Source organism: Nocardia farcinica (assembly GCF_029867845.1).
GTDB classification, from domain to species: Bacteria; Actinomycetota; Actinomycetes; order Mycobacteriales; family Mycobacteriaceae; genus Nocardia; species Nocardia farcinica_A.
Genome location: NZ_JARWRU010000394.1, coordinates 1 through 14243, shown reverse-complemented (window position 1 = coordinate 14243; position 14243 = coordinate 1). Strand labels below are relative to the sequence as shown.

Below are 14243 nucleotides of genomic sequence, written 5' to 3'. Positions count from 1 at the left end.
GGGCAGCACGGTGAGGGTGTCGGCGCCGCCGACGCCCGCGCCGAAGGTGGCCAGCGTGGTGCGCAGCAGGTTCACCCAGGGGTCGCGCTTGCTCATCATGACCGCTGAGGTGACGGCGTGCTGCGGCGCGCCGCCGGCTTCCGGGGCGCCGGCGACCTGGGCGACGCGGGCCCAGAGGGTGCGCGCGGCACGGAATTTAGCGATGGTGGCGAACTGGTCGTCGGTCGCGGAGAGGCGGAACTCGAGCTGGCCGAGCGCGTCGGCGACCGGCACGCCCGCGGCGGTGAGCGCGCGCAGGTAGGCCAGGCCCGCGGCGACGGCGGCGCCGAGTTCCTGGGCGTCGGAGGCGCCCGCGTTGTGGAAGGCGGTGCCGTCCACGGTGATCGCGCGGACGGTCTCGGCGCGGGCGATCGCCTGCTCGGCCAGTTCGACGGCCTTCGCGAGGTCGATGTCGGGGGCGCCGGCGAAGGCGCTGGTGAGCGGAGCGGCGCCGAGGGAGATCTGGATGTCGGCGCGGTTCAGCTGTTCGGCGGTGTAGCCGTCGAGGACGCCGTAGAGCGTGGCGGCGGCCTCGGCGACATCGGCACCGGCACTCAGTGCCAGGGGGGCGAGTTCGAAGAGCAGGCCACGGACGGCGGCCGGGAGGGCGGCGACCGCCACGCCGTTCGCCCCGACGCCGAGGCGGACGGCACTGAGGCCGTTCTCCAAGCCGGCGAGGATCTCGCGGTTGACGGCCTCGGCGTCGGCGCCGGTGAAGTCGGCGCTGACGTTCCAGCCGCGGTGCACGTCGCGCTTGCCGTCACGGCCGCGCACGAAGGGGAACTCGCCGGGCAGCGGCGGTTCCGGCCGCTCGTCGCGGCGCGTGTAGAGCGGGTTGACGGTCAGACCGTCGTAGGTGGTCTGCGCGAGCAGCTGTTCCGGCTGCTCGGGCAGCTCGGACACGTCGACCTTGCGTGCCTTGGCGAGCACGCCCGCCACACCCTTACGCCACGCACCGTACTGCGGCACTGCCTCCGCACCCGGAGACGGATCTGAAGCGATCGGCATAGCTTCTTCCCTCTTCCACTCGACCACGGGGCGCGCACACCCCTGTGCACCCGAAACCCGCCGTGTCCGCCCAGCTCAGCGAGCACGTAGGTTAACGAGCATTCGTCCCGTTTCCCTTGATGCTAGCGGCAGCCCGCACGGTGGCTGACCTCGAGTGCCACTACCAACCGGTAACCTCTGCCCGGTGACGGCGTTGCTCAGGAATCCGCGTGTGCTCGCGCTGCTGGCTGTCCTCGGCGCGCTGTTCGCCGCCGCGCTGTTGGTCCCGCTGCCGACACCGCAGCAGATCCAGGACTGGGCCGGTTCGCTCGGCGCGTGGTTCCCGCCGCTGTTCCTGCTGTTCTATGCCCTGGTCGCGGTGGCGCCGTTCCCGCGCACGGTGCTGACGGTCAGTTGCGGGGTGCTGTTCGGGGCGGCGCTCGGCATCACCATCGCGCTGACGGCCACGGCGGTGGCGGCGGTGCTGGCGCTGCGGCTGGTGCGGGCGATGGGCCGCGACCGGGTGGCGGCGCGGCTGACGCATCCGACGGTGCGGGCGGTGGACGACCGGCTGCGCAGGCGCGGCTGGCTGGCGGTCGGGTCGCTGCGGCTGATCTCGTTCGCGCCGTTCTCGGTGGTCAACTACTGCTGCGCGCTGACCTCGATCAGGGTGCGGCCGTATCTGGCGGCGACGGTGATCGGCTCGGCGCCTGGGACGATCGCGACGGTTGTCCTCGCCGACGCGTTGACCGGAGGCACCCATCCGGTCGCCCTCACGGTGTCGGTGATCTGCCTGTTGATCGGGCTGGCCGGGCTGGTCGTGGACGCCAGGTGGGAGCCGGCGGACGCGCAGCCCGCGCGCACGGACCCGGTGGGCGTGGCGGCGGAGAGCGCCGAGGCGACTTCCCGGAGCTGAGTTCGGGCGGTGCCGGTTCTACCGGGCGAGCGCGAACAGTTCTGCCGAGGCGTCGGCGTCGACAGCCGCGCCGTCGAGGAATTGGGATTCGGTGACGCCGAGCCTGCCGGTCACCAGTTCCAGAGCCAGGCGGAGGACTTCACGCTTGCTCGCGGCGACGACCTGGGACTGTTCCAGCCTGGTGTCGCGCTCGACTCGCACCCGGCAGCACCAGCCCGCGCGCCGCGGGAACGGCACGGGGCGGCCGATGCCGACCCAGACCGTGTCGCCGCGGTTCTCGAACTGCTTGGCCGCCAGTGATCCCGCGTCCGCAGGTCGCGGTGCGCCGGCGAAGATGGACTGGTCCGACATCACGCTCTCCCCGAGTTCCGGGCCCGGTGGCCCGTGCCAGTTGATCACGGTCACCGTAGCCCGAAATTCGGGTATCAGCAATTGTTCAGCAAACTTCTTCTTGTGGGTCGCGTCACCGGCCGGGCCGAGGTCACGGCCTGCCGTAACCCTCCGGCGGACGGCCGTAGTTCTGTTGCTGCGGGGGCGCGTAGCCGGGCGGCGGACCGCGGGGGGTCGGGCCGCCGGGGCGCGGCGGCTGCGCCTGCCCGGCCTGGGGCGGCTGGTGGTGCTGCGGGTGTGGCTGCTGCTCGGGCGACGGAGTGACCAGCCCCTGACCGGCCTGCCACTGTTGCTGCTCGAGCTGCGGCGGCGCGGACGGCGGGGCGGCGGGCTGCTGCGCGGGCGGCGCGGACCGACCGGCGGCGCTGCTGCGCGAGGCGGCGACCGGGTTGTCTACCGGCTTGCGGGCGTCGGCCTCGGCGGCGCGGACGGCACGTTCGATGGTGGGGTCGCTGGTCATGTCGAACCAGTCGGCGACATCGGCGTCGTCCTCCACCTTCGGCGGGGAGACGTCCTCGGTGGGCGGCTCGTAGCGGAAGACGCCGTCCTCGCCCTTGGTGCCGAAGTTGCGGGCGAAGCCCTCCAGCGCCTTGCCGAAGTCGCTGGGCACCATCCACACCTTGTTGGCGTCGCCGCGGGCCACCATCGGCAGGGTCTGCATGTACTGGTAGGCCAGCAGCTCGGGAGTCGGCTTGCCCGCCTTGATCGCGGCGAAGACCTTCTCGATGGCCTTGGCCTGGCCCTGCGCCTGCAGGTAGGCCGCGGCGCGCTCGCCCTGAGCGCGCAGGATGCGGCTCTGCCGCTCGCCCTCGGCGGACAGGATGGCCGACTGCTTGGCGCCCTCGGCGGCGAGGATCTGCGCCTGCTTGGCGCCCTCGGCGGTCTTGATCTGCGATTCACGGGTGCCCTCGGCGGTGAGGATCATGGCGCGCTTCTCGCGATCGGCCTTCATCTGCTTTTCCATCGACTCCTGGATCGACGGCGGCGGATCGATGGCCTTGAGCTCGACCCGCGCGACCCGCAGACCCCAGCGGCCGGTGGCCTCGTCGAGCACGCCGCGCAGCTGGCTGTTGATCTGGTCGCGGGAGGTCAGGGTGTCCTCGAGCGTCATGCCGCCGACCACGTTGCGCAGCGTGGTGACGGTCAGCTGCTCGACGGCGGCGATGTAGTTGCTGATCTCGTAGACCGCGGCCTTCGGATCGGTGACCTGGAAGTAGACGACCGAGTCGATCTGCAGGGTCAGGTTGTCCTGGGTGATGACCGGCTGCGGCGGGAAGGAGACGACGCGCTCGCGCAGGTCGACCTTGGCGCGGACACGGTCGGCGAAGGGGATCAGAAAGGTCAGCTGGCCGGACACGGTGCGCGAGTAGCGGCCGAGGCGCTCGATGACCGCGGCCTCGGCCTGCGGCACCAGCGCGATCGACTTGAACACGACCACCGCGATCAGGATCACGATGACCAGGGCGACTACGAGAAATTCCATACGGTTACGGTCCCTTCCACACGACGGCCGTCGCACCGTCGATCGCCATCACGGACACGGTCGCCCCCGGTTCGAAGACGTCCCCCACGTTCATCGCGCGTGCGCTCCACACCTCGCCGGCCAGCTTCACCAGCCCGGCGGAGTCGGAGACCTCTTCCAGCACGATCGCGGTCTTTCCCGGCAGCGCGTGCACATTGGTCAGGGTGGGCGGTTCGTTGCCGAACCTGCGGCGCAACACCGGCCGCACCCCGGCGAACAGCACCAGCGTGATGAGGCCGAAGACCAGCGCGTCGACCACCACCGGGAAGTCGGTGGCCGCGCTGAATCCCGCGGTGCCCAGCGCGGCCGCGCCGAGCATCAACAGGGTGAGTTCCCCGACCAGCACTTCCGCGGCGGCGAGCAACAGGCCCGCCACCAGCCATGCAATCGCTGCCACGGAACCCACTCTAGCCCGCGGTCACCGATCACGGGCCCGACCGAATCGTCCGATTCGGTCTCCATCGCGTCGCGGCGTCGAAAGCGGGTCGGCGGCGGGTACTTTCGATCGGGTGAGTACGCGGGACAGCGAACGGTACGGCGGCGTCATCTTCGCCGGGCACGCGAGGAGGAGCAAGCGCGCGATCCCGGTCGTGCAGGCCGAGCGCGATCTGGTCGTCGAGGACGCGGCCACCGGATTCTGCGGCGCGGTCGTCGGATTCGACCGCAGCTACGACGGGGAGTTCGTCAAGCTCGAGGACCGGCGCGGCGCGGTGCGGCTGTTCGCCCTGCGGGAGGCGGCCTTCCTCATCGACGGACAGCCGGTCACGCTGGTGCGGCCGAAGCGGGCCGCCGCGGCGAAGCCGACCCGCTCGGCGTCCGGCTCGACCCGGGTGGAGGGGCTGCGCGCGCGGGTGGCCAGGGCAGGCCGGATCTGGGTGGAGGGCGTGCACGACGCCGCGCTGGTGGAGCGGGTGTGGGGCCACGATCTGCGGGTGGAGGGCGTGGTCGTGGAGCATCTGGATGGCCTGGACAATCTGGCCGGGCGGCTGGCCGAGTTCGCCCCCGGCCCCGGCAGGCGGGTCGGGGTGTTGGTCGACCACCTGGTGACCGGCTCGAAGGAAACCCACCTGACCACCGGGCTCGGCCCGCACGTGCTCGTCACCGGCCATCCGTTCGTCGACGTGTGGCAGGCGGTGCGGCCGGCCGCGCTGGGGATCGAGGCCTGGCCTCGGGTGCCGCGCGGCGAGGACTGGAAGAGCGGGGTGTGCGCACGGCTGGGCTGGGGGATGCCGCGGGACGGGTGGCGGCGCGTCTACTCCTCGGTCACCTCGTTCCGCGATCTGGAATCGCCGCTCATCGGGGCGGTCGAGCGGCTGATCGATTTCGTCACCGAACCGGCGGACACCACGCAGTAGCCACACTCTGCCGGTGCGAGAGCGCCGACGGCTTTATGCTCGATGATTATGTGCTCTCCTAGTGCCACGCTGACGGTGTGGGCCGGCTCCTGGCTGGCCGGGAACAGTGCGCCCGACGACGTGCTCGGGGCACTACACGCGTGGGCGCCGAGACACACCATCGCCGCCGGTGATCCCTTGACCGGCGGGCGATCCGACCTGCCGTGGTCCTATCGCGGCGAACCCACCGGAAGCGCGGTCATGCCACTGCTCAAGGTGATTCGGGAGGCGATGGCGGGCGAGAGCGCGCAGGTGCGCCTGGTGCTTCCGGTCCCCGGCGACGTGCGCGGCCTGCCGGTCGGCACGGTGTTCGCCGCGGATGCGCTGGAGGCGGGCGAGGGCATCCTCGCCGGCACGCCGGGTAGTGACGGCACCGGTCTGATCCCGTTGTGGGTCGACGACGACACCTTGCAGTGGACGGTCTACACCGTGCCGCTGCCCGCCGCGCCGGGGACGGATCTGTCGCTGGGCGAGGCCGAGTACACCATGCGCGAGGCGGTGCGCGACGCCGCCGACGCGCTGATGAAACTGCACACCACCGGGGCGGGCGGCTCCGACGCCGATCCGCGCCAGCTCATCGAGGCCCAGCTGGCCGACTACTCGCGGCACGACTACCCGGACTCGATTCCGTTGCGCGCCAGGCGGATTCTCGACACCGCCGACCACGTGGCGGCCATCCTGACCGTCGCCCAGCGCGAGCCTGCGTCCTCCCCCACCTCGGCCAGCGCCATGAACGAGCACGAGAACCTGCTGCGGCCGCTGTGGGACGCGATCCGGGCCGCGCGACTGGTCGCGATCCACGCCTCCGCTCGCGGCTGAGCGTGCCCGGCCCGCTCCCGGCGCGGGGCGATGTCAGTTGCTCGCGGCGGGGCGGCGTTGCGGCGCACAGCATTTCACCGCGCACGGGGCGCCGTCGTCGGTGTCGCCGTAGCCGGGGACGTCACTGAGCCGACGCGGGGCGAGGCCGTCGAGTTGCTCGCGGATCAGTTCCACGACCAGCCGCGCGAAGCGCGGGTCGGTGCCGGGGGTGGCGGCGCGGGCGAAGGACATGCCGAGTTCGGCGGCCTTGTCCTTCGCCTCGTTGTCCAGATCCCAGATGACCTCGAGATGGTCGGAGACGAACCCGACCGGGCACACCACCACCGCGTCGACGCCCTTGACGGACAGGTCCGTCAGGTGATCGACGATGTCGGGTTCGAGCCACGGCACCTGGGGCGGGCCGGAGCGGGACTGCCAGACCAGGTCGTACTCGTCGAAACCGGCCGCGGCGGCGGACAATCGGGCGGCCTCGGCGACCTGGCGGGTGTAGAGGTGGCCGCCGTCGGCGGGCGGGCCGGCGGCGGCGTCGGCGCTGAGAGGCACCGAGTGGGCGGTGAAGACCAGCCGCGCCCGCTCGCGCCGGTCGGCGGGCAGTCCGGCCACGGCCGCGGTGATGGCGTCGGCGAAGGACTCCACCAAGAGCGGGTGGTCGAAATACTGGCGCAGTTTGCGCAGGCGCGGCGCGCGCTCGCCGACCGCGGCCCTGGCCCTGGCGATGTCCTCGTGGTACTGCAGGCGGCCGGAATAGCCGCCCCACGCCGAGGTGGGGAAGACCAGCGCCGAGCGCACCCCGTCCTCGGCGAGCTTCGCGACGGTGTCCTCCACCATCGGGTGCCAGTTGCGGTTGCCGAAGTACACGGGCAGGTCCATGCCCGCGGCGGCGAGTTCGCGCTCGACCGCGGCGATGATGTCGCGGTTGAGCGCGTTGATCGGGGAGACGCCGCCGAAGTGCAGGTAGTGCTGGGCGACCTCCTCGAGGCGTTCGCGCGGCACCCCGCGCCCCCTGGTGACGTTCTCCAGGAACGGCATCACGTCCTCGGGCCGTTCGGGGCCGCCGAAGGACAGCAGGACGAGCGCGTCACAGGCGAACGAACCGGCTACATCGGCGGCCACGATCGAATCCTCTCCCGGATCAGTCGGCGACTTGCGGCGATCAGTTGGTGGCGGCGAACCCTTCCGGGAACCAGGTGTTGTGGCTGGCGCCGCCGTCGACGTAGATGATCGAGCCGGTGGTGGCGGGCAGCCAGTCCGAGAGCAGGGCGACGATGGACTTGCCGACGGCGGTCGGGTCGTCGACGTCCCAGCCGATCGGCGCCGCGCCGTCCCAGTAGAGGTTGAGCTGGTTGAGCTTGGCGGCGTCGTCGGTGGCGGTGCCCGCGATGGCCTTGGCGGCCAGGGTCTTGATCGGGCCCGCGGCGACCAGATTCGAGCGGATCTTCTTGGCCTCGCCCACCTCGCGGGCGACGTAGCGGTTCACCGACTCCAGCGCCGCCTTGGCCACACCCATCCAGTTGTAGTACGGCATCGCGGTGCGCGGATCGAAATCCATGCCAACGATCGAGCCGCGCTCGTTCATCACCGGCAGCACCGCCCGGGCCAGCGAGGCGTAGCTCCACGCCGAGATCTCGAAGGCCTTGGCCGCGTCGGGGCCGGGGCCCTCCAGGAACGGCTTGGCATCCGGGCCCATGAGGGTGCGCGGGGCGAACGCGATGGAGTGCAGCACGCCGTCGAGGCCCTCGGGGGCCAGCTCGCGCACCTTGTCGGCCAGCGAGGCCAGATCCTCCTCGTTGGTCACGTCGAGGCCGATCGCGGGCGGAACCTCCTTCGGCAGCCGCTTGGCGATGCGGTCGATGAGCCGCAGCCGCTCCGGGATACCGGTGATGAGCACCTTGGCGCCCTGCTCCTGCGCGATCGCGGCCGCACGGAACGCGATCGAGGCATCGGTGATGATGCCGGTGACGAGGATGGTCTTGCCTTCGAGCAGTCCGCCCATGAGTTCCTGGTTCTCCCTGATTTCTAGAGTGTGCCCACACCGGATGAGTGCGCTGCCGCCGGCCAGCGGAGCTACCCGCTGGCCAGCGGAATACTAGTGCCCCATGCCCATTCCGCCGTCGACCGGGATCACCGCGCCACTGACGTAGGCGGCGTCGTCGGAGGCGAGGAAGCTGATCACGGCGGCGACTTCCTCCGGCTTGCCGGTGCGGCCGAGCGGGATGGCCTGCTTGGCCATCTCGATGTACTTGTCCTCCATCTCCGCGGTCATGTCGGTGTCGATGAAACCGGGGGCGACGACATTGGCGGTGATGTTGCGGGTGCCGATCTCGCGGGCGATGGAGCGGGCCATGCCGATCAGGCCCGCCTTGGAGGCGGCGTAGTTGACCTGACCCGGCACGCCGGACATGGCGACCACCGAACCGAGGAAGATCATCCGGCCGAAGCGGGCGCGCTGCATGCCCTTGGTGGCGCGCTTGGCGCAGCGGAAGGCGCCGGTGAGGTTGGCGTCGAGCACCGAGGTGAACTGCTCCTCCGACAGCCGCATGAGCAGCATGTTGTCGGTGATGCCCGCGTTGGCCACCAGGACCTCCACCGGGCCATGGTGCGCTTCGACCTCGCTGAACGCCTGGTCGACGGAGGCGGAGTCGGTGACGTCGCACTTGACGCCGAAGAGCCCGTCAGGGGCGCCCGAACCGCGATGGGTGACGGCCACCTTGTGACCGTCGGCCGACAGCCGCCGGGCGACGGCGAGGCCGATGCCCCGGTTGCCGCCGGTCACCAGTACCGATCGAGGTGTGAGGTTGGTCATGGGGCTTAACCTATCTGCTCCCGCGGCGGGGCCGACGCCCGGGCGGACGAGCTTGTGTCCGACGACAACCGTCCGGCGGGCAACCAGGCCGTTCACCATCGCCCGCACAGTGCGGGCCGCCTCCGCACCGGCCCGCGCACCGGCTCACGGCAGACGCTGGCGCAGCAGCAGACCCGAGACGACACCGGCCGAGACGAACAGCATGCCGAGCAGCAACCAGGGCCTGCTGGCGTCGCCGCGGGTGGTCTCGTAGCCGATCTGCTCCTCGAGGGTGTCGTAGACGGCGGTCAGCTCCTCGAGGCTGGAGGCGGTGTAGAACTCCCCGCCCGACAGCTTGGCGATCTCGCGCAGCGACTCGTTGTCGACGGGCACCTTCACCCGCTGCACACCCCCGCCGCCGTCCTGGTCGGGGATCTCCACCGCACCCCACTCGGTGCCGAAGGAGATGGTCGAGACCGGGATGCCCTTGTTCTTGGCCAGCCGGGCCGCGGTGTAGGCGTGCCGGGGATTGTCGACGTCCTTGTCGTCGGGCACGGTCTGCTTGCCGTCGGACATCAGCACGATGCGCGCAGGCGGCGGGGTCTCCGCGCCGCCGAGCACCGTGGCCAGCGTCTCGATGGACTGGATGGCGGTCAGGATGCCCTCACCGGTGGCGGTGCGCTCGGAGAGCTTGATGTTGTCGATGGCGGCCTTGGCGGCCTCCCGGTTGGTGGTGGGCGGCTGCATGACCGAGGCGGTGCCGGCGAAGGTCACGAAACCGAGGTTGATCCCGGGGGTCAGGCCGTCGACGAACTCCTTGCCCGCCTGCTGGGCGACCGAGAGCCGGTTCGGCGGGACGTCCTGAGCCTCCATCGACAGCGAGACGTCCATGACGAGCACGACGGTCGCGCGGTTGCGCGGCACCTTCTGCACCGCCGTCGGGCCCGCCGCCGCGACGGTCAGGAAGACCAGGCCGACCAGCATCAGCGCCACCGGCACGTGCCGCACCGGCGACGGCCGCGACGGCGCGACCCGCTCCAGCAGCTCCATGTTGGAGAAGCGCAGCATGCGGCGGTGCCTGGCGCGCTGGACCAGCACGTAGCCGAGCGCGATCAGCGCGACCACCAGCAGGAAACCGAGCCACAGCGGCGCGGTGAAATGCGAAATACTCACTGACGAGGCACCCGCCCGGTCGAGGCGCCCAGTGCGTGGCGCCGGGTGGACACGAACCGGACCACATCAGCGATCCAGTCGCGATCGGTCTGCAAGCTCATCACCGGCGCGCCGCAGCTGCGCAACGCCTGCGCCACCTGCTCGCGGTGGTGCTGGGCGGCGGCACGGAAGTCGGCGCGCAGGGTGGGGGTGATGCTGAATTCCCTGGTGCGGCCGGTCTCGGGGTCGTGCAGCACCACATCACCCACGTCGGGCAGTTCCAGGTCGCGCGGGTCGAGCACCTCCACCGCGAGCAGGTCGTGGCGGCCGGAGATCGCGCGCAGCGAGCGCTGCCAGTCGATGTCGCCGAGGAAGTCGCTGATGACCACGGCGAGCCCGCGCTTGCGCTGCGGGCGGCGCAGCGACTCGATGGCGCCGCGCAGGTCGCCGCGCACGCCGTCGCGGGCGTGCGGGGTGGTGGCCACGGCGCGCAGCAGCGACTGGGCATGCACCCGCCCGCTGCGGGCCGGGATGCGCACCAGCTGGTCGCCGGTGGCGACGACGGCGCCGACGCGGTTGCCGCCACCGCTGGTGAGGTGGGTGACCGCGGCCGCGGCGGCGATCGCCAGATCGCGCTTCTGGCAGGCGGCGGTACCGAAGTCGAGGCTGGCCGACAGGTCGATCACCATCCACGTCTCCAGCTCGCGGTCGGCGATCATCTGCCGCACGTGCGGCTGGGTGGTGCGGGCGGTGACCGACCAGTCCATCTGGCGCACGTCGTCGCCCGGCTGGTAGAGCCGGGACTCCCCCGGCTCCGAGCCGGGGCCGGGGATGAGGCCGAGGTGGTCGCCGTGCAGGACGCCGTCGAGACGGCGGCGCACGGTCAGCTCGAGTGTCTTCAGCGCGGCGGCCAGGCGTGCGTCGGAGAGTTCACCCGCCCGGAAGGACGGCGGCGCATGCAATGACATGGTCACGCCGGGATCACTTGGACTGGTCGGCGCCGGCCGGGGCGGGGGCGCCCGGGACCTGCGGAACCTGCCCCTGCGCCGGCGGCTGCGGGATCTGCTGCTGCGGCGCGCCGGAGGGCACCGCCTGCGGGGCCACCTGTGGCAGGCCGACGGTCTGCAGGACCCGCTTGATGACGTCCTCCGGGGTGACCTCGTCGGCCAGCGCGTCGTAGGACAGCACCAGGCGGTGGCGCAGCACGTCCGGGATGACCTCGACGACGTCCTGGGGCACCACGTAGTCGCGACCGCGGATGAGCGCGACGGCGCGGGCGGCGGAGATGATGCCGAGGCTGGCGCGCGGCGAGGCGCCGTAGGCGATCCAGTTGGCGACATCGGTCATGCCGAAGTCCAGCGGGTTGCGGGTCGCGGCGATCACCCGGACCACGTAGTCGACCAGGGCGTGGTGCACGAAGGTGTTGGCGGCGACCTTCTGCAGGCGGATCAGCTCCTCGGGGTCGAGCACCCGCTGGGCCTGCGGCGGGGTGACGCCCATCCGGTAGATGATCTCGCGTTCCTCCTCGACGGAGGGGTAGTCCACGACGACCTTGAACAGGAAGCGGTCGCGCTGCGCCTCGGGCAGCGGGTACACGCCTTCGCTCTCGATCGGGTTCTGGGTCGCCATGACCAGGAACGGATCGGGCATCGGGTAGGTCTTGCCGCCGATGGAGACGTGCCGCTCGGCCATCACCTCGAGCAGCGCGGACTGCACCTTGGCGGGCGCGCGGTTGATCTCGTCGGCGAGCACGAAGTTGGCCACCACCGGGCCGAGTTCGGTGTCGAATTCCTCGCGGCCCTGGCGGTAGATGCGGGTGCCGATCAGGTCGGTGGGCACCAGGTCGGGGGTGAACTGCACGCGGGAGAAGGTGCCGCCGACGACCTTGGCGAAGGTCTCCACGGCCAGCGTCTTGGCGATGCCCGGCACGCCTTCGAGCAGCACGTGGCCGCGGGCGAGCACGCCGACCAGCAGCCGCTCGACGAGCCGGTCCTGCCCCACGATGACCCGCTTGACCTCGTAGATCGCCTTCTCGAGAGTCTGGACGTCACGCTCGAGGGCGCCCTCAGCAACGTTCGCTGCCTCCGGCTTCTCCTTCGCCAGATTCGCCCCGCTCACGCTGTCCGTCGAAGTCACCAATCTCCCCGCTTTCGCCTCGGTCTAGTGCGTGCGGCACCAACTATTCCAGGTATCGGCCCACTCTGCCGCAACCGGCTGCCGCGGGCACGGTGATTCGCGGGCGCGACCACGAATCGGATGCGGCCCGCACACAGCGTTCGAGCCCGGCGCGACGGCCGGACTCGAACGGAGAACACCTGGTGGAGCACGGTTTCAGGTGATGATGCGGACGGCATAGGGCATGATGCCGTCCTCGCGCACCGGGGACACCTTGACGACGTCGCCGGATTGCGGCGCCTCCACCATCTTTCCGTTGCCCAGGTAGAGGGCCACGTGCTGGCTGCCGCCGGGGCCCCAGAAGAGCATGGCGCCGCGGGCCTTCTGGGCCAGCGGGACCCTGGTGCCCGCGTTGTACTGGTAGCCGCTGTAGTGCGGCAGCGAGACACCGATGCCGGCGAAGGCGTAGACCATCAGGCCCGAGCAGTCGAAACCGACCTTGTTGTAATCGCCGTAGCTGTCGGCCACGCCGCCGTCGCGGATGCCGAGCGTGGGGCCGTCCTCGTCGCCACCGCCCCAGGCGTAGGTGACGCCGAGCTGCGACAGCGCCCGGTCGACCACGATCTCCACCGCCTGGGCGCCGGTCACCGCGGGTTTGGTCGGCGAAGGCGTGGACTTCTTCTTCGGCGCCGGACTGTTCTCCAGTTCGGTGTGCGGGCGCTTGCCCTCGCCGAGTTGCGCGGCGCGTTCCCTGGCGGCCAGGTCGGCGGCGGCGCGGGCGGCGGCCTGGGCGGCGGCGACCAGCAGGGCTTCGGCCTCCTCGGCCAGGCGCTGCTGGTTCCAGTCCTGGTAGACCTCGCGCTGGTCGTACAGCCCCTGCACGTTCGCGCGGGCGGCGTCTAGTCGGGACTGGGCGGCGTCGCGTTCGCGTTGCAGGCTCGCGCGGCGCGCGGATTCGCTGTCGAGTGCGGACTTGGCGGCGGCGACGGCGTTCTCGGCGGCGAGCTTGAGCGCCTCGGCCTCGGCGGCGGCCGCGTCGGCGCGCGATTTGGCCTCGCGCGCTTCGGCGTTGCGGTTGCCCAGCTCGATCTGCGCGCGGCGCTGGGTGTCGAGCACCTGCTGCTGGTTCTTCGACACCAGGCCGATGACCTCGGCGCGGTCGATGGCCCCGGTCGGGGTGGCCGCGGCCAGGTGGGTGATGAGCGAGCCGGAGGTCGGTCGTGTGTAGGCGACGGTGGCGAACTCGTCGAAGCCGTCGCGGGCCCTGGCGACCTCCTCGCCCGCCACGGTCAGATCGGCCTGGGTGGTCTCGACCTGCTCGGCCGCGGCATCGGCGGCTTCGCGCGCCAGTTGCAGGTCGACCAGCGCCTTGTTGACCTCTTCGCGGCGGGCGGCCACCTCGTCGTCGAGCCTGCGCAGTTCCTGGTCGACGGCGGCGACCTCGTTGATCAGCGCACCGAGCGTGCTCACCTCGGCGTCGACCTGTGCCCCGGCCGCGGCGATCTCCCCGTCGCCGGGGTTCGGCGGCGGTGGCGGCACCGCCACGCCTGTCCCAGCGGTCAACACCAACGCCGCGCACACCAGCAATCCGAGAGCGATCGTTCGTTTCGATCGCTGACCGGCCCCATGGTTCCTGTGCATCGCACCTCCAAGGACTCGAGTCGGGCATCGCCACACGAGCCCCACCGGGGACCACCCTGCTCATCCGTCGGCGGATAACTCTTCTACCTCTAGTTCCCCATCGGCGACCACTCGAACCGTACGACACTTTATGGCCCCCGCGAAACTCCTGTCACAGAATCACAAGCGCGTAATTCGCTGATAGCCATGAATTCGCCACTCATCGAGTTCGATTTGCTGGAGATAAACAGACCGGACGTCATGAAAACGCCGTTGACGGCGTATGGGTGTCGAGCGGAGCTCGGTGCGCGGCGTGCCTGCTCGGACGTCACAACTCGGTCTCGACCGCGCCCGGAGGACTTCGAGGGCTTCCACGACACCGGACGAGAGCGTTCCCCGGAGACGACGACGGGCCGCCCCCGAAGAGGGACGGCCCCGTGAGGGCGCCGACGCGCGGGCTCCGAACCGGCCGGCTCGGGCGCGCCGGGCGGCGACCCGCCGGTGACG

At 71.1% G+C, this 14243-nt stretch carries 14 protein-coding genes; 3 read left to right on the top strand and 11 right to left on the bottom strand.

Translation table 11 applies throughout. The annotated features are described in order from the left end of the window. The coding region (locus QH283_RS08280; protein ID WP_280502429.1) for a methylmalonyl-CoA mutase family protein at positions 1-1047 on the bottom strand (1047 nt) is incomplete at its 3' end. 184 nt (positions 1048-1231) lie between these two features. On the opposite strand from QH283_RS08280, the gene QH283_RS08275 reads away from it, so the two are divergent. Next, on the top strand, positions 1232-1942 hold the full coding sequence (locus QH283_RS08275; protein WP_280502428.1) for a TVP38/TMEM64 family protein: 711 nt from the start codon (positions 1232-1234) through the stop codon (positions 1940-1942). Between the two features lie 18 nt (positions 1943-1960). Here the strand turns inward: QH283_RS08275 and QH283_RS08270 are convergent, their stop codons facing one another. The 3 genes from QH283_RS08270 to QH283_RS08260 form a co-directional block, all read right to left on the bottom strand. Then, the gene (locus tag QH283_RS08270) at positions 1961-2293 is read right to left on the bottom strand and encodes a hypothetical protein (RefSeq protein WP_280502427.1); all 333 of its coding nucleotides are present in this window, start codon (positions 2291-2293) and stop codon (positions 1961-1963) included. Between the two features lie 130 nt (positions 2294-2423). Continuing rightward, positions 2424-3815, bottom strand: coding sequence for an SPFH domain-containing protein (locus QH283_RS08265; protein ID WP_280502426.1), 1392 nt, complete (start codon positions 3813-3815; stop codon positions 2424-2426). 4 nt (positions 3816-3819) lie between these two features. Further along, positions 3820-4251: an NfeD family protein gene (locus QH283_RS08260; protein ID WP_280502425.1), complete on the bottom strand. Its 432-nt coding sequence runs from the start codon at positions 4249-4251 to the stop codon at positions 3820-3822. Positions 4252-4363: 112 nt separating this feature from the next. Here QH283_RS08260 and QH283_RS08255 point away from each other — a divergent pair, with 112 nt between their 5' ends. Further along, positions 4364-5209 (top strand): DUF3097 domain-containing protein, encoded by an 846-nt coding sequence (locus tag QH283_RS08255; protein WP_280502424.1) that lies wholly within the window; start codon positions 4364-4366, stop codon positions 5207-5209. Positions 5210-5257: 48 nt separating this feature from the next. Then, positions 5258-6067 (top strand): hypothetical protein, encoded by an 810-nt coding sequence (locus QH283_RS08250; RefSeq protein ID WP_280502423.1) that lies wholly within the window; start codon positions 5258-5260, stop codon positions 6065-6067. Positions 6068-6100: 33 nt separating this feature from the next. Here QH283_RS08250 and QH283_RS08245 read toward each other — a convergent pair whose 3' ends face one another. From QH283_RS08245 to QH283_RS08215, 7 genes are all read right to left on the bottom strand, one after another. After that, a complete protein-coding gene (locus QH283_RS08245; protein ID WP_280502432.1) occupies positions 6101-7183 on the bottom strand; it encodes a ferrochelatase in 1083 nt (360 codons plus the stop codon). 37 nt (positions 7184-7220) lie between these two features. Next, complete coding sequence (gene inhA, locus QH283_RS08240; RefSeq protein ID WP_280502422.1) at positions 7221-8060, bottom strand: NADH-dependent enoyl-ACP reductase InhA; 840 nt, start codon at positions 8058-8060, stop codon at positions 7221-7223. Between the two features lie 93 nt (positions 8061-8153). Then, positions 8154-8870 (bottom strand): 3-oxoacyl-ACP reductase FabG1, encoded by a 717-nt coding sequence (gene fabG1, locus QH283_RS08235; RefSeq protein WP_280502421.1) that lies wholly within the window; start codon positions 8868-8870, stop codon positions 8154-8156. Positions 8871-9014: 144 nt separating this feature from the next. Continuing rightward, positions 9015-10022 carry a VWA domain-containing protein gene (locus QH283_RS08230; RefSeq protein ID WP_280502420.1) on the bottom strand — a complete coding sequence of 336 codons (1008 nt, stop codon included), beginning with the start codon at positions 10020-10022 and terminating at the stop codon, positions 9015-9017. Then, positions 10019-10969, bottom strand: coding sequence for a DUF58 domain-containing protein (locus QH283_RS08225; RefSeq protein WP_280502431.1), 951 nt, complete (start codon positions 10967-10969; stop codon positions 10019-10021). The genes QH283_RS08230 and QH283_RS08225 overlap by 4 nt, the downstream gene beginning before the upstream one ends. A 13-nt stretch (positions 10970-10982) precedes the next feature. Continuing rightward, a complete protein-coding gene (locus QH283_RS08220; protein ID WP_414689534.1) occupies positions 10983-12140 on the bottom strand; it encodes an AAA family ATPase in 1158 nt (385 codons plus the stop codon). 192 nt (positions 12141-12332) lie between these two features. Beyond that, positions 12333-13757, bottom strand: coding sequence for an NlpC/P60 family protein (locus QH283_RS08215; protein WP_280502419.1), 1425 nt, complete (start codon positions 13755-13757; stop codon positions 12333-12335). Positions 13758-14243: the final 486 nt, after the last annotated feature.